27 protein-coding genes are annotated in these 24,252 nt (G+C 64.6%); 12 read left to right on the top strand and 15 right to left on the bottom strand.

What is annotated here, in order from left to right:
• The first annotated feature begins 33 nt into the window (after positions 1 to 33).
• The 5 genes from AC0Z35_RS06725 to AC0Z35_RS06705 all read left to right on the top strand — a co-directional run bounded on the left by AC0Z35_RS06725 (position 34) and on the right by AC0Z35_RS06705 (position 4,078).
• Complete coding sequence (locus tag AC0Z35_RS06725) at positions 34 to 1,296, top strand: D-alanyl-D-alanine carboxypeptidase family protein (protein ID WP_046802956.1); 1,263 nt, start codon at positions 34 to 36, stop codon at positions 1,294 to 1,296.
• Between the two features lie 139 nt (positions 1,297 to 1,435).
• Positions 1,436 to 2,302: a D-amino acid aminotransferase gene (locus tag AC0Z35_RS06720; protein WP_162941297.1), complete on the top strand. Its 867-nt coding sequence runs from the start codon at positions 1,436 to 1,438 to the stop codon at positions 2,300 to 2,302.
• A 117-nt stretch (positions 2,303 to 2,419) separates the two neighbouring features.
• Positions 2,420 to 2,692 carry a YbeD family protein gene (locus AC0Z35_RS06715; RefSeq protein WP_006216435.1) on the top strand — a complete coding sequence of 91 codons (273 nt, stop codon included), beginning with the start codon at positions 2,420 to 2,422 and terminating at the stop codon, positions 2,690 to 2,692.
• A 19-nt stretch (positions 2,693 to 2,711) separates the two neighbouring features.
• Entirely contained in the window at positions 2,712 to 3,362 is a 651-nt protein-coding gene (lipB, locus tag AC0Z35_RS06710; protein WP_485131072.1) for a lipoyl(octanoyl) transferase LipB, read from the top strand.
• On the top strand, positions 3,359 to 4,078 hold the full coding sequence (locus AC0Z35_RS06705; RefSeq protein WP_485131073.1) for a tetratricopeptide repeat protein: 720 nt from the start codon (positions 3,359 to 3,361) through the stop codon (positions 4,076 to 4,078). Before lipB ends, AC0Z35_RS06705 begins: the two co-directional genes overlap by 4 nt.
• A gap of 162 nt (positions 4,079 to 4,240) precedes the next feature.
• Here AC0Z35_RS06705 and AC0Z35_RS06700 read toward each other — a convergent pair whose 3' ends face one another.
• On the bottom strand, positions 4,241 to 5,053 hold the full coding sequence (locus AC0Z35_RS06700; RefSeq protein ID WP_485131074.1) for a substrate-binding domain-containing protein: 813 nt from the start codon (positions 5,051 to 5,053) through the stop codon (positions 4,241 to 4,243).
• A 215-nt stretch (positions 5,054 to 5,268) separates the two neighbouring features.
• Here AC0Z35_RS06700 and lipA point away from each other — a divergent pair, with 215 nt between their 5' ends.
• Positions 5,269 to 6,279 carry a lipoyl synthase gene (gene lipA / locus AC0Z35_RS06695; protein WP_046802961.1) on the top strand — a complete coding sequence of 337 codons (1,011 nt, stop codon included), beginning with the start codon at positions 5,269 to 5,271 and terminating at the stop codon, positions 6,277 to 6,279.
• On the opposite strand, the gene rfbC is transcribed toward lipA, so the two are convergent.
• From rfbC to AC0Z35_RS06670, 5 genes are read right to left on the bottom strand one after another with little or no spacing between them, the layout of a single operon-like run.
• A complete protein-coding gene (gene rfbC / locus AC0Z35_RS06690; protein WP_485131075.1) occupies positions 6,280 to 6,822 on the bottom strand; it encodes a dTDP-4-dehydrorhamnose 3,5-epimerase in 543 nt (180 codons plus the stop codon). It lies immediately after the preceding gene.
• Entirely contained in the window at positions 6,822 to 7,703 is an 882-nt protein-coding gene (rfbA, locus tag AC0Z35_RS06685; protein ID WP_485131076.1) for a glucose-1-phosphate thymidylyltransferase RfbA, read from the bottom strand. The genes rfbC and rfbA overlap by 1 nt, the downstream gene beginning before the upstream one ends.
• Entirely contained in the window at positions 7,700 to 8,608 is a 909-nt protein-coding gene (rfbD, locus tag AC0Z35_RS06680) for a dTDP-4-dehydrorhamnose reductase (RefSeq protein ID WP_485131077.1), read from the bottom strand. The genes rfbA and rfbD overlap by 4 nt, the downstream gene beginning before the upstream one ends.
• The gene (rfbB, locus tag AC0Z35_RS06675; RefSeq protein WP_485131078.1) at positions 8,605 to 9,669 is read right to left on the bottom strand and encodes a dTDP-glucose 4,6-dehydratase; all 1,065 of its coding nucleotides are present in this window, start codon (positions 9,667 to 9,669) and stop codon (positions 8,605 to 8,607) included. The genes rfbD and rfbB overlap by 4 nt, the downstream gene beginning before the upstream one ends.
• A gap of 49 nt (positions 9,670 to 9,718) precedes the next feature.
• Entirely contained in the window at positions 9,719 to 10,273 is a 555-nt protein-coding gene (locus tag AC0Z35_RS06670; RefSeq protein ID WP_485131079.1) for a cob(I)yrinic acid a,c-diamide adenosyltransferase, read from the bottom strand.
• Positions 10,274 to 10,481: 208 nt separating this feature from the next.
• Between AC0Z35_RS06670 and AC0Z35_RS06665 the strand changes: the two genes are divergently transcribed.
• Entirely contained in the window at positions 10,482 to 10,787 is a 306-nt protein-coding gene (locus tag AC0Z35_RS06665; protein WP_006216414.1) for a copper-binding protein, read from the top strand.
• 243 nt (positions 10,788 to 11,030) lie between these two features.
• Here AC0Z35_RS06665 and hslU read toward each other — a convergent pair whose 3' ends face one another.
• The 5 genes from hslU to AC0Z35_RS06640 form a co-directional block, all read right to left on the bottom strand.
• Positions 11,031 to 12,365 carry an ATP-dependent protease ATPase subunit HslU gene (gene hslU / locus AC0Z35_RS06660; RefSeq protein ID WP_104142571.1) on the bottom strand — a complete coding sequence of 445 codons (1,335 nt, stop codon included), beginning with the start codon at positions 12,363 to 12,365 and terminating at the stop codon, positions 11,031 to 11,033.
• Between the two features lie 80 nt (positions 12,366 to 12,445).
• A complete protein-coding gene (hslV, locus tag AC0Z35_RS06655) occupies positions 12,446 to 12,985 on the bottom strand; it encodes an ATP-dependent protease subunit HslV (protein ID WP_006216412.1) in 540 nt (179 codons plus the stop codon).
• 132 nt (positions 12,986 to 13,117) lie between these two features.
• The gene (gene dksA, locus AC0Z35_RS06650) at positions 13,118 to 13,582 is read right to left on the bottom strand and encodes an RNA polymerase-binding protein DksA (RefSeq protein WP_006216410.1); all 465 of its coding nucleotides are present in this window, start codon (positions 13,580 to 13,582) and stop codon (positions 13,118 to 13,120) included.
• 126 nt (positions 13,583 to 13,708) lie between these two features.
• Complete coding sequence (locus tag AC0Z35_RS06645) at positions 13,709 to 14,824, bottom strand: CobW family GTP-binding protein (protein ID WP_104142572.1); 1,116 nt, start codon at positions 14,822 to 14,824, stop codon at positions 13,709 to 13,711.
• Positions 14,825 to 15,234: 410 nt separating this feature from the next.
• Entirely contained in the window at positions 15,235 to 15,738 is a 504-nt protein-coding gene (locus tag AC0Z35_RS06640; protein WP_046802984.1) for a Fur family transcriptional regulator, read from the bottom strand.
• 366 nt (positions 15,739 to 16,104) lie between these two features.
• Between AC0Z35_RS06640 and AC0Z35_RS06635 the strand changes: the two genes are divergently transcribed.
• From AC0Z35_RS06635 to AC0Z35_RS06615, 5 genes are read left to right on the top strand one after another with little or no spacing between them, the layout of a single operon-like run.
• Positions 16,105 to 16,827: a metal ABC transporter ATP-binding protein gene (locus AC0Z35_RS06635; protein ID WP_046802985.1), complete on the top strand. Its 723-nt coding sequence runs from the start codon at positions 16,105 to 16,107 to the stop codon at positions 16,825 to 16,827.
• Positions 16,824 to 17,690 (top strand): metal ABC transporter permease, encoded by an 867-nt coding sequence (locus AC0Z35_RS06630; RefSeq protein WP_104142573.1) that lies wholly within the window; start codon positions 16,824 to 16,826, stop codon positions 17,688 to 17,690. The genes AC0Z35_RS06635 and AC0Z35_RS06630 overlap by 4 nt, the downstream gene beginning before the upstream one ends.
• Before the next feature lie 19 nt (positions 17,691 to 17,709).
• A complete protein-coding gene (locus AC0Z35_RS06625) occupies positions 17,710 to 18,714 on the top strand; it encodes a metal ABC transporter substrate-binding protein (protein ID WP_485131080.1) in 1,005 nt (334 codons plus the stop codon).
• 50 nt (positions 18,715 to 18,764) lie between these two features.
• Positions 18,765 to 19,358 carry a DUF1007 family protein gene (locus tag AC0Z35_RS06620; RefSeq protein ID WP_485131636.1) on the top strand — a complete coding sequence of 198 codons (594 nt, stop codon included), beginning with the start codon at positions 18,765 to 18,767 and terminating at the stop codon, positions 19,356 to 19,358.
• Positions 19,349 to 20,590 (top strand): nickel/cobalt transporter, encoded by a 1,242-nt coding sequence (locus tag AC0Z35_RS06615; protein WP_485131081.1) that lies wholly within the window; start codon positions 19,349 to 19,351, stop codon positions 20,588 to 20,590. Before AC0Z35_RS06620 ends, AC0Z35_RS06615 begins: the two co-directional genes overlap by 10 nt.
• Before the next feature lie 11 nt (positions 20,591 to 20,601).
• On the opposite strand, the gene xerC is transcribed toward AC0Z35_RS06615, so the two are convergent.
• The 4 genes from xerC to AC0Z35_RS06595 form a co-directional block, all read right to left on the bottom strand.
• Entirely contained in the window at positions 20,602 to 21,537 is a 936-nt protein-coding gene (gene xerC, locus AC0Z35_RS06610; protein ID WP_485131637.1) for a tyrosine recombinase XerC, read from the bottom strand.
• A 199-nt stretch (positions 21,538 to 21,736) separates the two neighbouring features.
• The gene (locus AC0Z35_RS06605) at positions 21,737 to 22,414 is read right to left on the bottom strand and encodes a DUF484 family protein (RefSeq protein WP_046802990.1); all 678 of its coding nucleotides are present in this window, start codon (positions 22,412 to 22,414) and stop codon (positions 21,737 to 21,739) included.
• 4 nt (positions 22,415 to 22,418) lie between these two features.
• Positions 22,419 to 23,330 carry a diaminopimelate epimerase gene (gene dapF, locus AC0Z35_RS06600; RefSeq protein ID WP_485131082.1) on the bottom strand — a complete coding sequence of 304 codons (912 nt, stop codon included), beginning with the start codon at positions 23,328 to 23,330 and terminating at the stop codon, positions 22,419 to 22,421.
• Between the two features lie 27 nt (positions 23,331 to 23,357).
• On the bottom strand, positions 23,358 to 24,248 hold the full coding sequence (locus AC0Z35_RS06595; protein ID WP_485131083.1) for a lysophospholipid acyltransferase family protein: 891 nt from the start codon (positions 24,246 to 24,248) through the stop codon (positions 23,358 to 23,360).
• Between the last annotated feature and the right edge of the window lie 4 nt (positions 24,249 to 24,252).

Raw genomic sequence — 24,252 nt, 5'->3', positions numbered from 1 at the left:
CCGGCGGGCGTCTTTCCTGGACCCACGTTGCCGATGAAGAATTTGCCTTACTCCGCTCAATCCCCCGCTGTCTTTACCCGCCGTCTGCTGACGGGCGCGGTATTGTCGGCGCTGCTTGCGGCCTCGATGCCGGCCTGGACGCAACAAGCGCCCGCCGCTGCCCCTGCCGCCGCGGGCGCCACCGCGCCGGCGCCGTCAGCCTCGGGCGTGGTGCCGGTGGGTGATGTGTCGGCGGTGCCGGCGCCCACCATCGCGGCCAAGGCCTGGATCGTTATCGACGTGAACAGCGGCCAGACCCTTGCCGCGTCCAATCCCGACATGAAGGTCGAACCGGCTTCGCTCACGAAGATCATGACGGCCTACGTCGTGTTCAACGCGCTGGAAGAAAAGCGCCTGACGCTGGAACAGACCGTGCCCGTGTCCGAGCACGCCTGGCGCACGGGCGGTTCGCGCATGTTCATCGAACCGCGCAAGCCCGTCACGGTCGACGAACTGAACCAAGGCATGATCGTGCAGTCCGGTAACGACGCCTCGGTGGCGTTGGCCGAAGCCGTGGGCGGCAGCGAATCGGCGTTTGCCGCGCTGATGAATCAGGAAGCCGAACGCCTGGGCATGAAGAACACCCACTTCATGAACGCCACCGGCCTGCCCGACCCGCAGCACATGACGTCCACGCGCGACCTGGCCACGCTGTCCGCGCACCTGATCACCGATCACCCGGACTTCTTCCACTACTACAAGCAAAAGAGCTACACGTACAACAAGATCACGCAGCCCAATCGCAACCGCCTGCTGTGGGCCGACCCGTCGGTGGACGGCATGAAGACCGGCCATACCGACTCGGCCGGCTATTGCCTGGTGTCGACCGCCGTGCGCGGCGACCGCCGCATCCTGGTGGTGGTGGTGGGCACAGACAGCGAAGCCACGCGTGCCGAAGAAAGCTTGAAGCTTTTGAACTGGAGCTTCCAGAACTTCGACACCGTCAAGCTGTTCGACAAGAGCCAGCCCGGCATCGATGCGCGCGTCTGGGAAGGCACCGCTGAAAACGTGAAGCTGGGTCCGCCCAAGCCCGTGTCGATTGCCGTGCCGCGCGGCAAGGCCGGCGACCTGAAGCCGGTTGCCCAGCGCACCGATCCGCTGATCGCGCCGCTGGCCAAGGGCCAACAGGTGGGCACGCTGCAATTCACGCTGGACGGCAAGGTGCTGCGCACTGAGCCGCTGGTCGTGCAGGACGCCGTCGAACGCGCCGGCTTCTTTGGCCGCATGGTCGACACCGTCAAGCGCTGGTTCCAGTAAGCGCACCGCACCGCGCCGTGCCACGGGCGCGGCCACGGGTGTAAGCTAGCAGCGGGCGTTTCGTGCGAAACGCCCGTTTTCCATTTACAGGCAAGCCCATCGGGCTTGTCCGCGACGTTTGATCCTTCAGGAGTACCCCATGATTCCGGGCGTGCCGGGCGAAAGCCAGGTGTATCTCAACGGCGAGTTCCTGCGTGTCGACGAGGCGAAAGTCTCTGTCCTGGACCGCGGTTTTATTTTTGGCGACGGCATCTACGAAGTCGTTCCCGTGTACCAGGGCAAGGCGTTCCGCATGGCGGAGCACCTGAACCGCCTGGACCGCAGCCTGGCCGCCTTGCGCATCACGCCGCCGATGGACCGCGCGGGCTGGGTCGATCTGATCGAACAGTTGCTGGCGCGCACCAATCTGGACACCTGCATCGTGTACTTGCAGGTGACGCGCGGCGTTGCCAAGCGCGACCACCAGTTTCCCGCTGCGGCCATCACGCCGACCGTGTTCGGCATGATTTCGGCGTGGTCTCCGCCGCCCGCCGCGCAGCGCGCGCAAGGCCTGACCGCCATCAGCATTCCGGACGAACGCTGGCTGCACTGCGAGATCAAGTCGGTGTCGCTGCTGGGCAACGTGCTGGCCAAGCAGCAGGCGGTGGATGCGAACGCCGACGAAGTCGTGCAGTTTCGCGATGGCTACCTGACCGAAGGGTCCTCCACCAACATCTGGGTAGTCTCGGGCGGCAAGCTGTTGGCGCCGCCCAAGAACAACCTGATCCTGGAAGGCATCCGCTACGGCCTGATGGGCGAACTGGCCGAAGCCGCGGGCATCCCGTTCGAGGCGCGCCGCATCACCCAGCAAGAGGTGGAATCCGCCGATGAACTGATGCTGTCTTCCGCCACCAAGGAAGTGCTGGCGATCGTTTCGCTGGACGGCAAGCCGGTGGGTTCGGGCAAGCCCGGCCCTGTTTTTGAGCAGTTGCGAGCGGGTTATGATGCCCGCATCGCCGCGCTGTAAACCGTTGTCCCGGGCGGCTGCCGCAGCCGCCCGTCGCGCTTTCGGCCGGCCTTGCCTGTGCGCAGCTTGCCCCCATATAAGAACATTCAGGGGCAACCACCTCTCTAGGTAACTCTCATGCATATTCCGCCCGAAGAATCGCTTATCGAATATCCCAGCGACTTTCCCATCAAGGTCATGGGCAAGCAGCATCCCGAATTTGCCCAGACGCTGACTGACGTCGTGTTGCAGTTCGACCCGGGCTTTGACGCCGCCACGGTCGAGATGCGTCCCAGCAAGGGCGGCAACTACATGGGCCTGACGTTCATCGTGCGCGCCACCTCGCGCGAACAGTTGGACAACCTGTACAAGGCGCTGCACGGCCATCCGATGGTGTCGATCGTTCTGTGATCGTGTAATCGGAATCGCCGTGATCAAATGGCTCGCGCGGCCGGCGGACTACCTGCCGGTCTGGCAGGACATGCAGGCGTACACCGCGCTGCGCGGCGCCGATACGCCCGACGAAATCTGGCTTTGCGAGCACGCGCCGGTCTACACGCTGGGCCAGGCCGGTCTGCCGCAACATGTGCTGAACCCCGGCAACATCCCCATCGTCCATTGCGATCGTGGCGGCCAAGTGACTTATCACGGGCCCGGGCAAATCATGGCCTATGCGCTGTTCGACCTGCGCCGCGTGGACATGTACGTGAAGGAATACGTCACCTTGCTTGAGGGCGCGGTGATCGACACGCTTGCCCAGCATGGCGTGAATGGCGCCTGTCGCAAACCCGGCGCACCGGGTGTGTATGTGCCTGATCCCGACCTGGGCCCCGACAGTGGCGAGCTTGCCAAGATTGCCGCGCTGGGCATCAAGATCCGCAACGGCCGCGCCTATCATGGTGTGTCGCTGAACGTGGACATGGATCTGGCGCCTTTCCTGGGCATCAACCCCTGTGGCTACGAAGGTTTGCGCACCGTCGATATGGCGGCCTGCGGCGTGCGCCGTTTGCCCACGGACGTGGGCGACGCGCTGGCGCAAAATCTGGCGGACGCCTGGCGCCGTAGAAGGAGCACGATTTGAAGACCTACACCGCCGCCGATGTCGCCGCCACCACGCCGGAACAATTGGCCCAGCTGCGCGAAGGGCCGCCGGAATCCTATGCCTCATGGATCGGCGCCGCGGCTGACATGGGGATGGTCGAAGCCCAGACCATCTACGGCCAGATGCTGCTGGACGGCGTGGGCGTGGCGCGCCAGCCCGACGCCGCGCTGGCCTGGTTCAAGCGCGCCGCCAATGCCGACCATCCGATGGCTATCAACATGGTGGGCCGCTGCTACGAAAACGGTTGGGGCGTGGCGGCGGACGACACCGTCGCGGCGTACTGGTTCCGGCTCGCCGCCAACCGTGGCCTGGACTGGGGCATGTACAACTACGCGCACATGCTGCGCGCCGGCCGGGGCGGCGTCACGCAAAACAAGGCGGCGGCACTGGCCTTGTACCAACAAGCCGCGCAGGGCGGCCATGTGAAATCGATTGGCGTGGTCGGGCGGTTCTATGAAGCGGGCGAGGTGGTCGAGCAGGACATTGACCGCGCTTTCGATTGCTATCAGCGCTGCGCCGAGGGCGGTGATTTCCGGGGCATGTTCCACCTGGGGCGCTTGCTGCTGCTGCGCGGCAAGAAGCAGGAAGCCGTTCAATGGCTGGTCCGCGTGCCTGAAACCGCCACGCCGGGGTTCTTGAAGGAAGCCAACGCCATGCTGGAAGACGCGGGCTTTCCGGCGTTGTACGAGGTCTGAAGGGTCTGGGGTTTCTGCTGGCGTGAAGGTGTCGACAGACTATCGGCTTGCCGCGTTGTTTGCAGGCCGAAAAGGTAGGGCGGTATCGCAGCGGTATAGCGCCGGTATAGCAGCGGTATAGCAGCGGTATCGCCCCGATAATGCGCCCAGCGCCGCGCTTTTCTACGTGCTTAGCCGAGCTTCGAACGTCACTTCCAAGGTCTGATGCTGGCCGGCAGCCAGTTCGCCCTGTAGCCGGTCGAGCAACACCTGCGCTGCCCGGCGGCCCAGGTCCGCCGCGTTTACGCCCAGCGTCGTCAGGCCTTGCGCCCATTGCGCCGCACTGCCGTCATCCGTGAAACCCAGCACCGCCACATCCTGCGGCACGTGCAGGTCGCGGTTGTGCGCCTCGGACACTGCGGCCGCCGCCAGCAGATCCGACGTGCAGAACACCGCGTCAAAGATCGTGTTGGTGGCCAGCAGTCGCAAAAACGCCATCCGCCCGTCGTTCATTTGCAGCACTTCGGGCTGCACGATGTCCGCAACCCGATCCAGCCCCAGCGCCGCCGCCGCGCTGATAAACCCCTGGCGTCGCGCGCGTTCCCAAGGGTTGTCCGCGCTGATGCAGGCGACCAACGCATGCCGCTTTTCCGCCAGATGGCGCGCGGCCATGCGACCGGCCTCTTCGTTGTCGATCACAACGGCCGTATCCAGCGGGTGCGCCGAGGCACTCCACGTTTCCACCACCGGAATTTCCATCGCGGCCAGGCCGGCGCGAAGATTGGGCTCGTCCAGCGGGCCCATGACCAGCGCCGCAGCCGGCTGCAAGGCGGCCAACTGCGGCAACATGGCGGCGTCGTGCCACGGCCCCGCCGCCAGGAAATAGCCCTCGCCCGCCAGCCGCTCCGCGCAAGCTTGAACAGCACGACCGACAGGGCCGGTATCCAGGCGGGGGGCGATCAGGGCAACGAGGCGGGGCGGGGAAATAAGGGACATGGAGAAGGGCTTAGGGGGAATTCAGCGAAATTGCCAGGCAAGACGATAACTCAGCCTGCAAGGCGCGATGTGGACAAGCAGCCGGCTGGCCCAGGGCAAAGCGGCGGGCGGGTTGGTGCAACAGGCGGCGGTGGAGGCGTGAGGCGGCGGCGGGGGTAAAATGCCATTTTTGTCTTAAACCGGGCCGTCCTGCGCGCCGGTTGCGAAGGTGCCCAATGTCTACGCTTGCCGAGTCCGCTGTTCCCCCGAACGAATCCGCCGCCGCTCCCGCCACCACGGAAGCCGTCTACGATCCGACGCAAAAGCAGAAGTCGCAAGCCAAGACGGCGCGCATCCCCATCAAGATCGTGCCGGCCGAGCGCTTGAAAAAGCCCGAGTGGATTCGCGTGAAAGCCGCCGCACCGGGCTCGCGCTTCTACGACATCAAGCGCATCCTGCGCGAGCACAACCTGCACACGGTCTGCGAAGAAGCGTCTTGCCCGAACATCGGCGAATGCTTCGGCAAGGGCACCGCCACATTCATGATCATGGGCGACAAGTGCACCCGCCGCTGCCCGTTCTGTGATGTGGGCCATGGCCGCCCCGACCCGCTGGACACCAAAGAACCCGAAAACCTGGCGCGCACCATCGCCGCGTTGAAGCTGTCGTACGTCGTCATCACCTCGGTGGACCGCGACGACCTGCGCGACGGCGGCGCCGGCCACTTCGTGGACTGCATCACCCACATCCGCGAACTGTCGCCCACCACCCGCATCGAAGTGCTGGTCCCCGACTTCCGCGGCCGCCTGGACCGCGCGTTGACCATCCTGAATGCCGGCCCCCCGGATGTGATGAACCACAACCTGGAAACCGTGCCGCGTCTTTACAAGCAGGCGCGTCCGGGTTCGGACTACATGCACTCGTTGAAGCTGCTGGCCGAATTCAAGAAGCTGCATCCGGAAGTGCCGACCAAGTCAGGGCTGATGCTGGGGTTGGGCGAGACGGACGAGGAAATCCTGCAAGTGATGCGGGATATGCGTGAGCACAACGTGGATATGCTGACGATCGGGCAGTATCTGCAGCCGTCGGAGCATCATTTGCCGGTATTGCGGTACGTGCACCCGGATACGTTCAAGATGTTTGAACGTGAAGCTTATGCGATGGGGTTTTCCCATGCGGCGGTGGGGGCGATGGTGCGGTCTTCGTATCACGCGGATGAACAGGCGCATGCGGCTGGGGTGAATTGATCAGTCCAGTTCTGCATCCTTGAGAAAGGCGCCGAGGCGGTCCTTTGCAGACAGCACCGGCGCCTGCTTTAGCGGCCACGCGACGGCCAAATCCGGATCGTCCCAGCGGATGCAGCGTTCACGGTCCGGCGCGTAGTAGTCCGTTACCCGATACAGCACCTCCGCTGAGTCAGACAACGCAACAAAACCGTGGGCATACCCTTCGGGTATCCACACTTGGCGTTTGTTTGCCGCGCTCAGGCGTGTCCCGACCCATTTTCCAAACGTAGGCGATGAACGCCTGATGTCCACCGCGACATCGAAGATTTCTCCCGCACAAACACGGACCAGCTTTCCCTGCGGACGTTCAAGCTGGTAATGCAGCCCGCGCAGGACGCCTTGGGCCGAGCATGAATGGTTTTCCTGGACGAACCGCCGCTGCAGGCCGGTGGCAACTTCAAAAGCGCGTTCATTGAAGCTCTCGAAGAAAAATCCCCGTTCATCGTGAAAGACGTGGGGTTCGAGCAGCAGTACCTCGGGCAGCATCTGGGGCAGGACATTCATCAGAACACCGTGTCCGAAAGAACGCGTTGCAGATATTGCCCGTAGCCGCTCTTGGATAACGGCGCGGCAAGCCGTTCAAGGTCCTCGGCGCTTATCCACCGTTGGCGAAACGCAATTTCCTCGGGGCACGCCACTTTAAGGCCCTGCCGGTGTTCCAGGGTTGCGATGAACTGGCTAGCCTCCAACAGCGATTCATGCGTGCCGGTATCCAGCCAGGCGTAGCCGCGGCCCATGATCTGTGTCGCCAGCTTTCCTCGATCAAGATAATGCTGGTTGACGTCCGTAATTTCGAGTTCCCCGCGCCCGGACGGCCGAATATCTCGCGCAATATCAATCACATCATTGTCATAGAAGTACAGCCCGGTTACCGCGTAATGCGAACGAGGCGCGAGGGGTTTTTCTTGCAGCGACAATACCCGTCCCTGCGGGTCGAATTCGACCACGCCATAGCGTTGAGGGTCTTGCACGTGATAGGCAAAAACGGTCGCGCCATCGACACGATCGTTGGCACTTTGCAGCAGCTTTGGCAGTTCGTGCCCATAAAAGATGTTATCGCCCAGCACCAGGGCAGATGATTCGTTGCCGATGAACGGGGCGCCAATCAGGAAGGCCTGCGCCAAGCCGTCGGGCGAAGCCTGGACCGCATAGTTCAGATTGACTCCCCACTGCGAACCGTCCTGCAACAGTTGTTGAAAACGCGGAGTATCCTGCGGCGTCGAAATGACGAGGATGTCCCGTATACCCGCCAGCATCAACGTAGTGAGCGCGTAGTAGATCATCGGCTTGTCAAAAACCGGCAGGAGCTGCTTGCTGATAGCCAGCGTTGCCGGGTGCAGCCGAACGCCCGATCCCCCGGCCAATACGATGCCTTTGCGATTCATGGATTATCTCCGCCGCGCCGACCGCGTTTTGAAAGCTCGTCCAACAAGTCGTCCACGCCACACGTCCAATGGTCAAAGTGCACGTTCAGCGCCGTCTCCAGTCGAGTAGTGTCCAGCCGGGAGTTGCGTGGCCGTTTTGCCGCTGCGCCATAGCGGTCCGAGGACACTGGATGAATGTTCTCGGGTGCGAGCCGCAGCGGTACCCCGCGTTCGGTGGCGCCCGCGACCAGGTAGCGCGCATAGGCATGCCAACTGGTGCTGCCGCTTGCCGCCAGATGGTAGATGCCGCCTGGCAACTCGCGGCGGGTACGCGCGGCAATGGCGCGCACCGTAGTGTCCGCAACGAGCGCGGCCGACGTTGGCGCTCCGACCTGGTCGGCGACTACGTCAAGATTGTCGCGCGTGGCCGCCAGGCGCAGCAGCGTAGAGGGGAAATTCTGGCCGTGTGCCGCGTATACCCAGCTGCAACGCAGGATCAGCGCATCACAGCCGCTATCCAACACAGCTGCATCGCCGGCGAGCTTGGTGGCGCCATAGACGTTCAGCGGGTTTGGGATATCGGCTTCGCAATAAGGCGTCGGCTTGGTGCCGTCGAAAATATAGTCAGTGCCATAGTGGACAAGCAGCGCGTCTGACTCCTTGGCATACCGCGCAAGCTGGGCAACGGCGTCCGTATTGATGCTGGCGGCGGCCTCTGGCTCCAGTTGCGCCCGGTCAACAGCGGTGTACGCGGCCGCGTTGACGATGACATCCGGCTGATGAATCGACAGTGCCAGGCCCAAGGCGTGAGCGTCGGAAAGATCGGCCTGTTTCCGGCTAAGCGGCACCAGGTCGCCGAGCACAGGCAGAAAGCGCTGCAGTTGCCGGCCGATCTGCCCGGTCTTACCCAACAGAAGGATTTTCACTCGGACTCCGGCGGGGCTTCTTGGTTGGCGCGATAGGCGCCGCTGGCGACGTTCGCTACCCACTGCGTTTCGTGCAGATACCACTGGATCGTTTTCAGAATGCCGGACTCGAAGGTCTCGGCGGGCATCCACCCCAGCTCGCGTTGCAGGCGGGATGCGTCAACGGCATAACGGCGGTCGTGTCCCGCGCGATCGGGTACGTGGACGATTTGGTCCGTGTACGACTTGCCATCTGCTCGGGGACGCAAGCCATCCAGAAGATGGCAAAGGCCGCGTACCAGCTCAAGGTTGGACATTTCGTTCCAACCACCCACGTTATAGGTGGCGCCTGGAACACCGGCCTCGAGCATTCGGCGGATCGCATCGCAATGATCGGAAACGTAGAGCCAGTCGCGCCGCTGCAAGCCATCGCCATAGAGGGGCAACGGCTTGCCCGCGAAGGCGTGGTGGATAACCAGCGGGATCAGCTTTTCGGGGAACTGCCTCGGGCCGTAGTTATTGGAGCAATTGGACGTCAGCACGGGCAGGCCGTAGGTCTGATGATATGCCCGCACAAAGTGGTCGCTGGCGGCCTTGCTGGCCGAATACGGGCTGTTAGGCGCGTAGGGGGTCTGTTCGGTAAACGGGGACCCGCCTTCGTCCAGCGTGCCATAGACTTCGTCGGTGGAGACGTGCAAGAAACGGAAGTCGGCCTGTTGCCGAGCATCCAGCTGCGCCCAATAGCTACGGGTGGCTTCCAACAAGTGGTAAGTGCCCAACACATTCGCCCGAATGAACGCGCCCGGGTCGGCAATGGATCGGTCGACGTGCGTTTCAGCGGCGAAGTTGATCAATGCTCTGGGGCGATGCTCTCTTAGCAGCGCCGTGACAGTGGCTTGGTCGGCGATATCGCCATGGACGAACCGGTGGCGCAGGTCGTGCGCCAGGGGCGCAAGGTTGTCGAGGTTTCCGGCGTAGGTGAGCTTGTCCAGCGTGATAACCGGCTCGTCGCTTTGAGCGAGCCAATCCAGCACGAAATTCGATCCGATGAAGCCGGCGCCGCCGGTAACGATAATGCTCATGTGTCTAATACCCCGGGGCCGTTCGCTTCCGGCGTGTTCCCGTTGCGAATTATCGGCGTGCCTGGGCGCCCGCCCAGAAAGTGTCTTGTTGCCCCGCATGCTTGTTTATACAGCGTGCCAACACAAACAACAGATCCGACAACCGATTCAAATATTGCCGAACTGGCGGGTTGACCGCTTCCACTCCCGCCAACGCCACTACCGCCCGTTCCGCCCTACGGCACACCGTCCGCGCAACATGCGCCTGTGCTGCCGCTCGCGCGCCGCCCGGCAAGATGAATTCCCGCAGCGGGGTCAGGGTGCCGTTGTAGTGCGCCAGGCGCTCGTCCAGTCGCGCGACCTGTTCGTCCTTCACCGCCGTGTGTCCCGGGATGCAGAGCTCGGCGCCCATGTCGAAAAGGTCGTGCTGGATGGCGAGCAGGTCGGCGGCGATTTCTGCCGGGATGGCTTCGCCCAACAATACACCGATGACGCTGTTCAATTCATCTACGTCGCCCAATGCGGCGATGCGCGGCGCGTCTTTGGGGGTGCGGGATCCGTCCCCCAGTCCGGTGGTGCCGTCGTCGCCGGTGCGGGTGGCGATGACGGATAAGCGGTTGGCCATGAAGGTTCCTGAATGGGATAAAGAGAAAGTAGGCGTTGCGTGCGGCGATAAGCGCGCGCCCGGTGGGGCGGGGGCCGGCAATCAACCGTCAGGATTGTTGCGTTCTGCCGCAGGAACTGTTTCTTAACGGCGGTATCCTAGCACTGTGGAAAGTTGGCCGGGCGCTGTGCCGCCGGAGCAGCTTTCGCTGTCAATGGAGGATGCCTGTATGGCTTTTGACCGCAAATATGCAATGCCCATGGCTGTCGCGACCGCGATGGCTGTTGTATCGCTGGCGACGCCGCTGGCGTTCGCTCAGCAGGCCGACGCCAGCGGCGAAGTGCGGCGGGTGGACCCGGCCGCGGGCAAGGTGACGATCAAGCACGACGAAATCAAGGCGTTGGACTTGCCGGCAATGACGCTGGTGTATGACGCCGACCCGGCGCTCTTGGCCAAGATCAAGGCGGGCGACAAGGTGCGCTTCACGGCGACCCGCAAGGATGGCAAATACGTCGTGACGGCGATCACGAACTGAAGTTTGCCCGCTGGGCACTAAGCCAGCTCGGGTATCGACGATCTCGGTTCGAAGCCCAAGCCCGGACCCCAAACTCCGAACTCAGCACCCCGAACTCAGGACCCCGAACTCCGGACCTCGCGGCCCGCAGCTCGCAATCCACAGAGCCCAAAGAAAAAGCCGCTTCCGCCATCAGGCGGCAAGCGGCTTTTTTGCTGGCAAGGCCAGGGGCGCGAACGTGTCGCCAACCCCAAAGCCCCCGATTTACAGCACGTAGCGAGCCAGATCCTGGCTGCTGGCGGCTTCGGCCAGTTGCGAGTTGACGTAGGCGGCGTCGATCTTCACGTGCTTGTCCTGGCTTGACGTCGCGTCGAACGACAACTCGTCCAGCAGCTTTTCCATCACCGTGTACAGACGGCGGGCGCCGATGTTCTCGGTGGTTTCGTTGACCTCGTAAGCCAGTTCGGCCAAACGGCGTACGCCTTCATCCGTGAATTCCAGCTGCACGTCTTCCGTCGCCATCAAGGCGGTGTACTGCTTGGTCAGCGACGCGTCCGTGTCGGACAGGATGCGCACGAAGTCTTCTGCGGTCAGCGATTCCAGTTCCACGCGGATCGGGAAACGGCCCTGCAATTCCGGGATCAGATCCGACGGGCGTGCCAGGTGGAACGCGCCGGACGCAATGAACAGGATGTGGTCGGTGCGGACCATGCCGTAGCGCGTGTTGACGGTGGTGCCTTCAACCAGCGGCAGCAGGTCGCGCTGCACGCCTTGGCGCGACACGTCGGCGCCGCCCGATTCCTGGCGCGCGGCGATCTTGTCGATTTCGTCCAGGAAGACGATGCCGTTCTGCTCAACGTTATTGATGGCCACGGTGCGCAGGTCTTCTTCGTTGACGCGCTTGGCGGCTTCTTCGTCGACGATCAGCTTGAAGGCTTCGCGCACCTTCATCTTCTTCGGCTTTTTCTTGTCGCGGGCCATGCCGGCGAACATGCCGCGCAATTGCTCGGCCATTTCTTCCATGCCGGGGGGCGTCATGACGTCCATTTGCGGCACGGCCTGGGCGACCTCGATCTCGATTTCCAGATCGTCGATCTTGCCTTCGCGCAGGCGCTTTCTGAAGGTCTGGCGGGCGCTGTTGTCTTCACCGCGCTCCGGCTCGCCGGAGGCGCCGCGGGCGGGCGGCACCAGGGCGTCCAGGATGCGGTCTTCGGCGGCGTCCTCGGCTTGCGTGCGCACGCGGCGCATTTCGAGTTCGCGCGTTTGCTTGATCGAGTATTCGGTCAGGTCGCGGATGATGGTGTCGACGTCGCGGCCGACATAGCCCACTTCCGTGAACTTGGTGGCTTCGATCTTGATGAAGGGCGCGTTGGCCAACTTGGCCAGGCGGCGCGCGATTTCGGTCTTGCCCACGCCGGTGGGGCCGATCATCAGGATGTTCTTGGGGTGGATTTCGTGGCGCAGGGGTTCAGCCACCTGCTGGCGGCGCCAGCGGTTGCGCAGGGCGACGGCCACCGCGCGCTTGGCGCGGTTCTGGCCGACGATGTATTTGTCGAGTTCGGAGACGATCTCTCCGGGCGTCATGTTGGATGCGGACATGAGGGCGAATCCTTGAAGCTTGAGGCGGGCTGGGGAAGCGGCCACGGCGCGGGGAACACCCCAAGCGCCGTATGGCGGCGTCAGTCGCCCAGCGTTTCGATGACGTGGTTCTGGTTGGTGTAGATGCAGAGGTCGCCGGCGATTTCCAGCGATTGCTTGACGACGGCCTCGGGCGACAGCTCGGTGTTGCGCAGCAAGGCCAGCGCGGCCGATTGCGCGTAGGCGCCGCCCGATCCGATGGCCGCCAGGCCATGTTCGGGTTCAAGCACGTCGCCGTTACCGGTCAGCACCAGCGTGTGCTCGGTGTCGGCCACGATCAGCATGGCTTCAAGACGGCGCAGGACGCGGTCCGTGCGCCAGTCGCGGGTCAGCTCGACGGCGGCGCGCATCAGGTTGCCCTGATGCTTTTCCAGCTTGGCCTCGAAGCGTTCCTGAAGCGTGAATGCGTCGGCGGTGGCGCCGGCAAAGCCAGCGAGGATTTTGTCGTGATACAGGCGGCGGATCTTGCGGGCCGTGCCCTTGACGACGATGTTGCCCAGGGTGACCTGGCCATCGCCGCCCAGTGCGACGCGGTTGCCGCGGCGCACGCACACGATGGTGGTGGCGTGAAATTGTTCCATGCGTTCCTTCCTTTGAAAGGACTAGCTGGGGGCGGTTCCAAGGAAATCAAGCGCGGTGCGCGACGGCCAATAAAAAAGGCCATGCTGGAAACCAGCATAGCCTTTCAGGGCATGGCGTGAAAACGGGACGGATCAGTCGCCGTACAGCTTTTGGCGCATCTCGCGGCGTTCCTGCGCTTCCAGCGACAGGGTGGCCGTGGGGCGGGCCAACAGGCGCGGGACGCCGATCGGTTCGCCGGTTTCTTCACACCAGCCGTATTCGCCGCTGTCGATGCGGGCGATGGACTGTTGCACCTTTTTCAGCAGCTTGCGCTCGCGATCGCGGGTGCGCAGCTCAAGTGCGTGTTCTTCCTCGATGGTGGCGCGGTCGGCGGGGTCGGGCACGAACTGCGTTTCGCGCAGGTGCTCAGTGGTCTCGCCGGCGTTGGCCAGGATGTCCTGTTCGAGTTGTTTGAGCCGTTCCTTGAAGAAAGCCAACTGGCGTTCGTTCATATAGTCGGACTCGGGCATGGCCAGCAATTCCTTCTCGCTGGGCAGATCAATCGCCGTATCGCTCGTCGACTTGCTTGATTTTTTAGTTGCTGCCTTGGTAGCCATGAAAACACTCCACTATGAATCGATCCTGGCGCGGGCGTCCTTTCCCGGTTGGTGCTGCTTGCTGACTACGTTACTCGTACCTCACAGTACTGCCTTCGTCGCATCGCGTCACGTCGGGAAGGGGGATTACCCCGCCAGGCACTGCTCCAAGCCCCGGGTGAAAATCTCCTGGGGCAGCTTACGTCCAATGAATACCATCTTGGTGGACGGTTTTTCGGCCGCGGTCCACGGCTTGCCGGGTTCGGCGCCCATCATCATGTGCACACCCTGGAACAACATGCGGCGGTTGATGCCCTTCATGTACAGGATGCCCTTGTAGCGCATCAGGTCGGGGCCATAGACCTGCACCACGCCACCCAGGAATTCCTCAAGGCGCGCGGGATCGAACGGCTTGTTGGAACGGAAAACAAACGCGCCGATTTCGTCGTCGTGCTTGGGGTGGTGATGGTGGGCGTGATCGCAATGTGCCCCGCAGTCGCCTTCGTGATCATGGTCATGGTCGTGACCATGGCCATGATCGTGCCCGTGGTCGTGGGCGTGGCTGTGGGCGGCGTCGGGGTGCTCATCGGCCAGGAATTCCGGGTCGATGTCCAGAATGGAATTCAGGTTGAAGCCGCTGATGTCGATGATCGACTTCAGGTCGACTTCGCCAAAATTGACCGGCGTGATCGGCGCGCGCGGGTTCATGTGAACCAGGCGGTGGCGCAGCGCTTCGTAGTCGACTTCGTTGACCAGGTCGCGCTTGGAGATCAGGATGCGGTCGGCGAAACCGACTTGCTTCTGGGCTTCGGGTTGCTCGTCCAGCGTGGACATGCCGTGCTTGGCATCCACCACGGTTACCACCGCGTCCAGGCGGTAGTACTCGGCGATGTCGTCGTCCATGAAGAACGTCTGGCACACGGGGCCGGGGTTGGCCATGCCGGTGGTTTCCAGGATGACGCGTTCGAATGTCAGTTCGCCGGCTTCGCGCTTGACGCGCAGCTCGGACAGCGTACGCATCAGGTCGCCACGCACCGTGCAGCAGACGCAGCCGTTGGACAGTTCGATGATTTCTTCATCGCTGTCTTGCACGAGCAGGTCGTTGTCGATGCTTTCCGGTCCGAATTCGTTTTCGATGACCGCTACGCGGCGGCCGTGAAATTCGGTCAGGATGCGTTTGAGCAGGGTGGTCTTGCCCGCACCGAGAAAGCCGGTGAGGATGGTGACGGGAACCATTTTGTCCAAACTGCGCGGGGTGTTCATGGCGAAGCTGCTAGCGTGAAGTCAAGGCTGAAGTCTAGGCATTCAACACAGGCCCTGACAGGGTGTTTTGCCCCGTGCAGGATGGTGTTTGCCACAGGCTGCGTGGGCCGCCAACAGCGGCCGGACGCAGGATTACAGCACAGTCGGGGGCAGGGGGCAAACCCCGGGTCAACCCAGGGGCCGAAGCCCGCCGGATCGCGTCTGTAGCCTGGAAAGTATCCGGCGATATCACTATTTTGGGGCGGTTTTCCGGATTTCAAGAGTCGGTGCGACCTCGTCGCGACCGGACCTTGTCCGGTGCCTGGCAAATTGGCGTTGCGGCAAGCGGGGGCCTGGCAACGTCGCCACGGACACGGGCGGGCAGACGTGGGCAGCGCGGCAGGCAGCGCGGGCGCCGCGCCGCAGCCGGTTCAATGGTGATGGTGGTGATGGCCGGCGTCAGCGGGTTGCTTTTGCTGGCATTGGGGACAGAGCGCCCGGATCTCGGTTTCTTGTGTGGCCAGGGCGTAGCCCGTTTGGGCGACACGTTCGGCCAGTTGGCGGCTCATGGCGGGGTCGGACACTTCGGCCACCGCGCCGCAACCGGTGCACACCACCAGCAGGTCGTGGGGCGCGCCGCCGGCGTCGTGGCAGGCGCTCCAGGCGTTGACTGCGTCCAGCCGGTGGATCAGCCCTTCATCCATCAGGAAGTCCAGCGCGCGGTACACGGTGGGGGGCGCAGCGCCGGGGTGCACTTCTCGCATGGCGTCCAGCAGCTCGTACGCCTTCAGGCTGCGCCCATGGCGCAGCAGCAGTTCCAGCACCTTGCGGCGGATGGGCGTCAGGCGGCGTCCGCGCTGCTCGCACAGCGTCTCGGCGACGCTGAGCTGGGCGCCTACGGTGTCGCTGCGGGGGGGGCGGGGCGGAGCGGGCATGGCGGACTTTATCTGAATGAAAGACGCGCGCGACGCGCGCGAGATGCCTGGAAGGTAGCAGAAAAGTCGTATATGCGGGCAGCGCTCCCGGAATCAAGCAGATTTAGTTATGATATAACATTGTAAAAATCGCAAGCGCCGCATCTCGCGGCGCCTTGCTTTGATTTCGGCTTGTCCTTTGTGGTGTTTGCGCTTTCCCATGTCTCACTTCACGCTTCTGCCCGCACGGTCCGGCACCGCGCCGCGGCACGGCAAGCCTCCTCGCTCTGCATTTCTCGTATCCGCCTGGCGCCGCATGGTGGTCGCAATGGTGGCCGCAACCCTGCTGTGGGTGTTGACGGGCTGGGCGCTGGATTGGTGGCCGCGATGAGCGTGGCGCCGGTCACGATCGAACTGTCCGAGGCGTCCTTCGGCTGGCACGGGCATCCCGCGCTGAAGGCCGTGTCGGGCCGCTTCGCCGCCGGCGGGATGACGGCGGTGGTCGGACCCAACGGCGCCGGCAAGTCGACGCTGATCAAGGGAATCATGGGGGTGCTGCGTCCCATGACGGGCAGCGTGCGCATCAGCGGGGCCGGGCGTTCCGAACTGGCGTGGTTGCCGCAGGCGGCTGAACTGGACCGGGCGTTTCCCGTGACGGTGCTGGACCTGGTGGCCATGGGCGCATGGCGCCGGGTCGGCGCCTGGCGTCGCTTTCCCGCCGACGAGCTTGACCGCTGCATGCACGCGCTGGAAACCGTCGGTCTGGCCGATGCGGCCGGGCGCGGCGTGGACACTTTGTCGGGCGGGCAGATGCAGCGCACCTTGTTTGCGCGGATGCTGGTGCAGGATGCGCCCGTGCTGCTGCTGGACGAACCCTTCGCCGCTGTCGACAGCCATACCGCCGACGACCTGATGGCCCTGCTATGCGGGCTGCATGGCCAGGGCCGCACGGTTATCGCGGTGCTGCATGACCTGGATCTGGTGCGCGGCCACTTCCCGGAATCCTTGCTGCTGTCGGGCTCTGTGGTCTCGTGGGGCGACACCGCGACCGCGCTAAGCGACGCAAATCTGAAAATGGCGCGCCAGTGGCACGCGAGGGCCTACCAATGAGTCTGGCGCAATGGGTGCTTTCGCCCTTCATGGATTATGGATTCATGCGGCGCGCGCTGGCGGGGGCGTGTGCCTTGTCGCTGGGGGCCGCGCCTTTGGGCGTGTTCCTGGTGCTGCGGCGCATGAGCCTGATGGGCGACGCGATGTCGCACGCGATCCTGCCGGGGGTGGCGGCGGGCTTTCTGCTGTCCGGCCTGTCGCTGGGCGCCATGATGCTGGGCGGCATCGTCACCGGGCTGGCCGTTGCCTTGCTGGCGGGCCTGGTGGCGCGCCTGACTCCGCTGCGTGAAGACGCCAGCTTTGCCGCTTTCTATTTGATATCGCTGGGGCTGGGCGTACTGCTGGTGTCCCTGCGCGGCTCGAACATGGACTTGCTGCACGTGCTGTTCGGCACGGTGCTGGGCCTGGACGATGCCTCGCTGCTGCTGGTGACCATCACGGCCAGCGTGACCTTGCTGGTGCTGGCCGCCATCTACCGCCTGCTGGTGGCCGAATGCCTGGACCCCGGTTTCCTGCGGGCCAGTGGGGGCGGGGGCGGCTGGGTGCATATGGGGTTCCTGGTGCTGGTGGTGGTGAATCTGGTGGCGGGTTTCCAAGTGCTGGGCACCTTGATGGTCGTCGGCATCATGATGCTGCCCGCCGCCGCCGCGCGATTCTGGGTGCGCTCGGCCGCCCGGCAGATTCCGCTGGCAGCCGGCTTCGGCGTGCTGGCGTCCGTCAGCGGTTTGCTCGTGTCCTACCACTTCAACGTACCCGCCTCGCCGTCGATCATCCTGGCGGCGGGCGCCTGTTATCTGCTTTCCATCGTTGGCGGCCCGCAAGGCGGGCTGCTGCGGGCACCGCGCCGTACGCGCCAAGCCTGAGTTCACAAGGAGATTCGCCATGCGTTCCATTCTGCCGTCGCGCCGCCGCGCCCTGTTGACTGTCGCGGGCCTGTGCCTGTCGGCTGTCCTTGGCGCAGCGCACGCCGCGGAACCGCTTAAGGCCGTGGCCAGCTTTTCCATCCTGGGCGACATTGTTCGCGAAGTGGGGGGCGACGATGTCAGCTTGACGACATTGGTGGGGCCTGACGGCGATGCGCACGAATATGAACCCACGCCGGGCGACGCAAAAAAGCTGTCCGCTGCGCAGGTGCTGTTTGTGAACGGGCTGGATTTCGAGACCTGGCTGCCGAAGTTGACGAAGGCGTCGGGCTTTGCCGGCAAGACGGTCGTGGCCTCACAGGGCGTCACGCCGCGCAAGTTCGCGCAGGTGGGCGGCGACCATAAGCACGCTGAACACGATCATGACCATGAGCACGACCACGACCACGACCACGACCACGGCGATGGCGATGGCGATGGCCATCATCATCACGGCGACGCCGATCCGCATGCATGGCAAAGCCTGGCCAACGGCGTGATCTATGCGCGCAACGTGGCCGACGGCCTGGCCGCCGCCGACCCTGCCCATGCCGACGCCTATCGTCAGCGCGCGGCCGCCTATATCGCCCGCCTGCAAGCGCTGGACGCCTCGGCCAAGAAGACGTTTGCCGCCATTGCCGCCGACCGCCGCAAGGTGGTGACGTCGCACGACGCGTTCGGGTATTTTGGCGACGCCTACGGCGTGTCGTTTATCCCCGCGATGGGGGTGTCGACGGACGCCGAACCGTCGGCCGGCGAAGTGGCCCGCATCATCGAACAGGTCAAGCGCGACAAGGTCCCCGCGGTGTTCGTCGAGAACATCTCCAGCCCCAAACTTGTGCAGCAGATTGCGCGGGAAACCGGTGCCAAGGTGGGTGGTACGCTTTATTCCGACGCCCTGTCCAAGCCCGGACAGCCCGGCGCGACCTATATGGAAATGTTCGAATGGAACGTACGTCAGCTTGCCGCGGCCTTGCAGCCCTGACCGCCGCGACGGCCATGCTGGTGGCCGGCTCCGCCGGCGCGCATCCGCACATGTGGATCGATGCGCGGGCGGTGGTCGACATCGACGCGCAGCAGCGCGTCACCGCCGTGCGCCAGGTATGGCTGTTTGACGAAATGTTCGGCGCTTACGCCACGCAGGGCATGGCCAAGGGCAAGGGCGGCGCCTTGCCCGCCGCCACCTTGAAGGGCATGGCCGATGACTGGATGAGGTCCTTGGGTGAACCGATCTCGCACTACTTCACTCGCGTCACGGTGGGCGGGCAGACCGCTACGTTCGCGGCGCCGCGCGATGCGCGTGTTGACTGGAACCCGAAGACGACGCGCCTGACGCTGTCGTTCACCTTGCCGCTGGCGAGCCCGATGCCCATCGGCCCCGAGGGCGCGCAAGTGGACATTTACGACCCTACCTATTTCGTCGCTTACGCGTTCGACGAGAAAGGCGCGGTGTCGCTGGCCGGCCCGCAGGCGTCGGCCTGCACATCCGACTATCGCAAGCCCAAGGAACTGGATTGGAAGACCATGCAGCAATTGGCCGCAATCCCGGCCGATCCGGAGGCGCTGCCGGACGAACTTTTTGCCATCACCAAAGGGCTGACGCACCGCATCGAGGTGCAATGCCCTTAGCGTTGTCCCGTGGCGGTGCTGTGCTGGGGTTCGCGTTATTGCTGCTGCTTGGCGGCATGGGCGCGGCGGCGGCGCAGGGCGCGCATCCGTTTGGCGTGCCGGAAAGCGGCGCGGGCATGGGCGGCCCGGGCTGGCTGGCCAATTTCTTCGGTCAGGTGTCTGTCTGGCAAAGCCATTTCTACCGTCAACTGACCGGCGCGGTGCGCGCCTGGCAGGCCGATGGCGGCGCGGCCTGGACGTTGATCGGCCTGTCGTTTGCCTACGGCGTGTTCCACGCGCTGGGCCCCGGCCACGGCAAAGCCGTGATTTCTTCCTACGTGCTGGCCAATCGGCAGACGGCGCGCAACGGCGCGCTGCTGGCGCTGGCGTCCGCATTGATCCAGGCGCTGGTGGCGATTGTGTTGGTCGCGGTGTTGGCGCTGGTGTTCAACGCCACCGCCGCCACGATGAACCAGGCGACGCGTTGGCTGGAGCTGGCGTCGTATGCGCTGGTGACGTTGCTGGGCGCATGGCTGGTCTGGGTCAAGGCGATTCGGCCGCTGCTGCCGGGCAGGCGCCAAGGGGCGGTGGCAGGAACGGTTCCGGCCACCGCGTCCACGCACGCTGTGCCAATGGCGGGTGCCGGATTGACGACGGGTGCATCGCCGCCGAGGGGCGCACCGCCGGAGGGCGCCCCGCCAAAGGGCGCTCCGCCAAAGGGCGCTCCGCCAAAGGGCGCTCCGCCAAAGGGCGCCTCGCCAAAGGGCGCTGTGGCGTTGAATGCGATCCCGGTGTATGCGTCCGCCGCGTCGGTGACGGTGGGGTTGCCGCATCTCCACCAACATCACCATCACCATCATCATCACGACGACTGCGGTTGCGGACATGCGCATGTGCCCGCGCCTGAGCAGGTGGCGGGCAGCTTGAGCTGGCGTCGCGCCGCATCCGCCATTCTGGCCGTGGGCTTGCGACCTTGCAGCGGTGCGTTGATCGTGCTGGTGTTCGCGTTGTCGCAAGGCTTTTTTATGGCCGGCGTGGCGTCGGCGCTGGCCATGGGCGCCGGCACCGGTTTGACGGTGGCGGCGTTGGCCTGCCTGGCGGTTGCCGCCGGCGGCGCGGCCACGCGCGTCGGCCAGCGCTTGTCCAGCAAGGGCGCGGCGCGATTGCGCTACAGCGTAGAGGCACTGGCCGCGATGGCGGTGATGTTGTTGGGTGTCATGCTGCTGGGCGGCATGTTGGCGGGCGGCGGGTAAGCCCCGCCCGTTCAGGATTTGCGGCCCGCGCGCGGATGCGCCTGGTCGTAGGCCTTGGCCAGATGCTGGAAATCCAGGCGGGTATAGACCTGCGTGGTCGAGATATTGGCGTGGCCCAGCATTTCCTGCACGGCCCGCAAGTCTTGCGCCGATTGCAGCACATGGCTGGCGAAACTGTGGCGCAGCACGTGCGGATGCACATGCGTGGGCAGGCCCGCTGTTTGGGCGATCTGCGCCAGTTGCAGTTGCACGACGCGGGGAGAAATGCGCTTGCCGCGCGCGCCCAGGAACAAGGCGCAGGCGTCCTGAGTAAGCGGATGGGGGGGCGACAGCTGCGGGCGCACGGCAATCCATTTCTGCAAGGCGGCAATCGCTGCCTGCCCCACCGGCACCGAGCGGCGCTTGCCGCCTTTGCCCAGCACTTCGACCTCGGCTTCTTCCAGCTTCAACCAGCCGGCGGATTCGTAATCGGGGGTGCGCGTGTAGCGCAAGTCCAACCCAACCAGCTCTGACAAGCGCAGCCCGCTGGAATACAGCAGTTCAAGCATGGCTTGGTCGCGCAGCGCGACGGGCTCGTTGGCCACTTTGGCGGGCGCGCGGTCTAGCAGGGCTTGGGTTTGTTCTACGGACAAGGCTTTGGGCAGCCCACGCGGCGCTTTGGGCGCCCGTACCCCGGCCACGGGGTTCCCGGCCAGGTCGGCGGCGGGGGCCCACCATTGGTAGAAGCCGCGCCAGGCGGCCAGCGTGCGCGCCAGGCTGCGTGGCCCGCGGCCCTGGGCATGCAGGCGTGCGACAAATTGGCGGATGTGGCCGTTGGCGATCTTGTCCAGCGGCAGGCCGGCGCGGTCGGCCAGTTGGTGCAGAAAGTGCAGCTCACGCTGATAGCCGCTCAGCGTGTGCACGGAATAGCGGCGGTTGGTTTCCAGATGGCGTAGCCACGCGCGCATCGGTTCGGGCAGCGCCTGGTCGCCGGCGTCGGGCTGCGAGGGGCCGGCCGTGGTCCGTACTCCGTCGGGCAAAGGCACGGTGCCGACGGTGGACCGTTTGCTGTCGGACGCGGGCGCAGCATCGGCGCCGTCCTGGGCACTGCCGGGCGGGGGCGCGTTGTGCAAGTTCTGGTCCATGTCCGCCCGCCGTCGCGTTGCGCTAGGCCTTGGGCGAGGCCGGGTTCAAGCGATGCAGCGCGGCCGATGCCAGTTGGCCGACGGATTCCAGAAACGCCGTGCCCATCTCGGGCGTAAAGCGTTCCGGGTCGTCGGAGCCCAGCACCAACAGGCCCACGGCCGGGCCGTCGGCTTCCAGGCGCAAGGGCACCAGGGCCAGCGACTTGGGCTTGCTGTCCAGCCAGCCCACCGCTTCGAAATCGGTGTCGGTGCCGCAGTACGGCGTCTTCAGGCTGTCGGTGAACGTGCGCACATCTTGCGAGACGGGCTCGCCATAACCAGTGGGCGCCAACTCGGACAAATCCCACAGGCGCAGGGCCACATGGTTCAGGTCGAATTGTTCGGCCAGGCCCAGCGCGATTTCGCCGGGCACGCGCTGCGCGTCATTTTCAGACAGCAGGCGGCTGCACCACTTGGCCACATGCGTGCCGATGCTTTCGTTGGCGGTGGCGTTGCGCACCAGTTCGTTCAAGCGCCATTCCAGTTCGCGGTTGCGTTCGCGCAGGGTCAGGATCTGGCGTTCGCCCAGCGAGATGGCGCGCGAGCCATGCGGGTGCGGCACCTGCATGGTGGCGAACACGTCGGCGTGTTCGTCAAAGAAGCCGGGGTGGTCTTGCAGGAAGGCGGCGATGTCTTGGGCGGTGAAAGCGGTATCAGTCATAGGGTCAGCGGTTCAGCGCCATGGAGAAGACGAGCTTGTCGATGTCGACTTGCCCCGTGAACACGGATTCGGCCGGGCCGGTCATGCGCAGTTGGTCGCCATTCCAGGCAACGGTCAGCACGCCGCCGCGCGTTTGCACGCGCACCGGCGATTCCAGCAGGCCACGGCGGATGCCGGCTGCCACGGCGGCGCAGGCGCCCGTGCCGCAGGCCAGCGTTTCGCCCGCGCCGCGCTCGAAAACGCGCAGGCGGACGTTGTGGCGGTCCATGACTTGCAGGAAGCCCGCATTCACGCGGCGGGCAAAGCGCGGGTGGGTTTCGATCAGGGGGCCTTGAACGGAAACGGGCGCGGTGTCGACGTTATCCACCACCTGAACCGCGTGCGGGTTCGAGATGGCCACGACCGACAGCCACACTTTGTTGGGCACGCCGGCGGGGGCGTCCAGTTCAAGTTCCCAGAGGGTGTCTTCGCCTTCGCGCATTGAAGGCAGGCCGGCGGTGTCGAATGGCAGGGCCTCGGGTTCGAACCGGGTGCTGCCCATATCTACCGTGACTTGTTCGTCGTCGCCTTCGTCCAGCATCAGGATGCCGGTGGCGATTTCCGCGCGCAGCGGGTTACGGTCGGACAGCCCTTGTTCGTGCACAAAGCGCACAAAACAGCGCGCGCCGTTGCCGCAGTGTTCGACTTCGCTGCCGTCGGAATTGAAAATGCGATAGCGGAAATCCGCATCGGGGCGGGTGGCCCGCTCGACCAGCAGGATCTGGTCGGCGCCGATGCCAAAGTGCCGATCGCCCAGCGCTCGGGCGCGCTCGGGCGTCATTTCGATGGTCTGGCGGACCCCGTCGAGCACGACAAAGTCGTTGCCCGCGCCATGCATTTTGGTGAAGTTCCAGTTCATCGGGCGATTATCGCCCATTATTCGGGCGCGGACAGCCGGCCGAGATCAATAGAGCTTGGCTTCGCCGGGCGGACGGGTCTTGAAGCGGCGGTGGACCCAGTAGTACTGGCTGGGGCAGCGGCGCACCCAGGATTCCAGCTCTCGGTTCAGCCGGGCGGTGGCCTCTTCCAGGGACGCGTCGCCGGGAAAGTCCGCCAGCGCGGGCAGCACGTCCACATGGTAGCGGCCGGTGTCGGGGTTCCAGAAGCCCACGATGGGCAGCACCGCCGCGTTCCATTTCTGGGCCAGTTGCGCGGTGGCCAGCAGCGTGGCGGCCTGCACGCCGAAGAACGGCACGAACACCGACCCTTGGCGGCCGAAATCCATGTCAGGCAGGTAGTAGACGGGACGCGGGGCGCGCAGGTGGCGGATCAGGTCGCGCACGCCGTCCTTGCGGCTGACCAGGAAAACCTCGTTGAAGCGCGCGCGTCCGGCGGCCACGACCGCGTCGATGTGCGGATCGCTTTGCGGGGTGTACATGGTGGCAGCGCTGGGCACTTCCATGGTCAGGCGGGTGGCGGCGGCATCCAGCGCGATGAAGTGCGGCGCCAGCAATATCACCGAACGGCCTTGCGCGATCAGTTCGTTGATGCGCTCGGCCCCGCTTTGCGTGACCATGTCCTTGATGGCCTGGGGCGTGCCGTACCACAGCACGCCGCGATCAACGATGGATTGCGCCAGCGCCCGGAAGTGTTCCGCCACCCATTGCTCGCGCACCGACTCGGGCTGATCGGGAAAGCACAATTGCAGATTGCGCCGCACGATGCGCGCCCGGGATTTAGCCAGCCTGGGCGCCAGCCAACCCAGCACGGCGCCGATGCGCAAGCGCGTCGACGGCTGGATGCGGCCGAACCATTTCAACAGGGAAACCAGCGTACGCGTCTTTGAATCTTTCATCGTG

The organism is Achromobacter sp. 1L-A-4-B-C2, assembly GCF_057291955.1.
This window is presented reverse-complemented; position numbering and strand designations above follow the sequence as displayed.

What these genes read in the sequence shown, in the direction of transcription:
- AC0Z35_RS06725 (WP_046802956.1), top strand. Translation starts at nt 34, where the DNA reads ATGAAGAATTTGCCTTACTCCGCTCAATCCCCCGCTGTCTTTACCCGC.
- AC0Z35_RS06720 (WP_162941297.1), top strand. Translation starts at nt 1,436, where the DNA reads ATGATTCCGGGCGTGCCGGGCGAAAGCCAGGTGTATCTCAACGGCGAG.
- AC0Z35_RS06715 (WP_006216435.1), top strand. Translation starts at nt 2,420, where the DNA reads ATGCATATTCCGCCCGAAGAATCGCTTATCGAATATCCCAGCGACTTT.
- AC0Z35_RS06700 (WP_485131074.1), bottom strand. Translation starts at nt 5,053, where the DNA reads ATGTCCCTTATTTCCCCGCCCCGCCTCGTTGCCCTGATCGCCCCCCGC.
- lipA (WP_046802961.1), top strand. Translation starts at nt 5,269, where the DNA reads ATGTCTACGCTTGCCGAGTCCGCTGTTCCCCCGAACGAATCCGCCGCC.
- rfbC (WP_485131075.1), bottom strand. Translation starts at nt 6,822, where the DNA reads ATGAATGTCCTGCCCCAGATGCTGCCCGAGGTACTGCTGCTCGAACCC.
- rfbA (WP_485131076.1), bottom strand. Translation starts at nt 7,703, where the DNA reads ATGAATCGCAAAGGCATCGTATTGGCCGGGGGATCGGGCGTTCGGCTG.
- rfbB (WP_485131078.1), bottom strand. Translation starts at nt 9,669, where the DNA reads ATGAGCATTATCGTTACCGGCGGCGCCGGCTTCATCGGATCGAATTTC.
- AC0Z35_RS06670 (WP_485131079.1), bottom strand. Translation starts at nt 10,273, where the DNA reads ATGGCCAACCGCTTATCCGTCATCGCCACCCGCACCGGCGACGACGGC.
- AC0Z35_RS06665 (WP_006216414.1), top strand. Translation starts at nt 10,482, where the DNA reads ATGGCTTTTGACCGCAAATATGCAATGCCCATGGCTGTCGCGACCGCG.
- hslU (WP_104142571.1), bottom strand. Translation starts at nt 12,365, where the DNA reads ATGTCCGCATCCAACATGACGCCCGGAGAGATCGTCTCCGAACTCGAC.
- hslV (WP_006216412.1), bottom strand. Translation starts at nt 12,985, where the DNA reads ATGGAACAATTTCACGCCACCACCATCGTGTGCGTGCGCCGCGGCAAC.
- dksA (WP_006216410.1), bottom strand. Translation starts at nt 13,582, where the DNA reads ATGGCTACCAAGGCAGCAACTAAAAAATCAAGCAAGTCGACGAGCGAT.
- AC0Z35_RS06645 (WP_104142572.1), bottom strand. Translation starts at nt 14,824, where the DNA reads ATGAACACCCCGCGCAGTTTGGACAAAATGGTTCCCGTCACCATCCTC.
- AC0Z35_RS06640 (WP_046802984.1), bottom strand. Translation starts at nt 15,738, where the DNA reads ATGCCCGCTCCGCCCCGCCCCCCCCGCAGCGACACCGTAGGCGCCCAG.
- AC0Z35_RS06635 (WP_046802985.1), top strand. Translation starts at nt 16,105, where the DNA reads ATGAGCGTGGCGCCGGTCACGATCGAACTGTCCGAGGCGTCCTTCGGC.
- AC0Z35_RS06630 (WP_104142573.1), top strand. Translation starts at nt 16,824, where the DNA reads ATGAGTCTGGCGCAATGGGTGCTTTCGCCCTTCATGGATTATGGATTC.
- AC0Z35_RS06625 (WP_485131080.1), top strand. Translation starts at nt 17,710, where the DNA reads ATGCGTTCCATTCTGCCGTCGCGCCGCCGCGCCCTGTTGACTGTCGCG.
- AC0Z35_RS06620 (WP_485131636.1), top strand. Translation starts at nt 18,765, where the DNA reads ATGTGGATCGATGCGCGGGCGGTGGTCGACATCGACGCGCAGCAGCGC.
- AC0Z35_RS06615 (WP_485131081.1), top strand. Translation starts at nt 19,349, where the DNA reads ATGCCCTTAGCGTTGTCCCGTGGCGGTGCTGTGCTGGGGTTCGCGTTA.
- xerC (WP_485131637.1), bottom strand. Translation starts at nt 21,537, where the DNA reads ATGCGCGCGTGGCTACGCCATCTGGAAACCAACCGCCGCTATTCCGTG.
- AC0Z35_RS06605 (WP_046802990.1), bottom strand. Translation starts at nt 22,414, where the DNA reads ATGACTGATACCGCTTTCACCGCCCAAGACATCGCCGCCTTCCTGCAA.
- dapF (WP_485131082.1), bottom strand. Translation starts at nt 23,330, where the DNA reads ATGGGCGATAATCGCCCGATGAACTGGAACTTCACCAAAATGCATGGC.
- AC0Z35_RS06595 (WP_485131083.1), bottom strand. Translation starts at nt 24,248, where the DNA reads ATGAAAGATTCAAAGACGCGTACGCTGGTTTCCCTGTTGAAATGGTTC.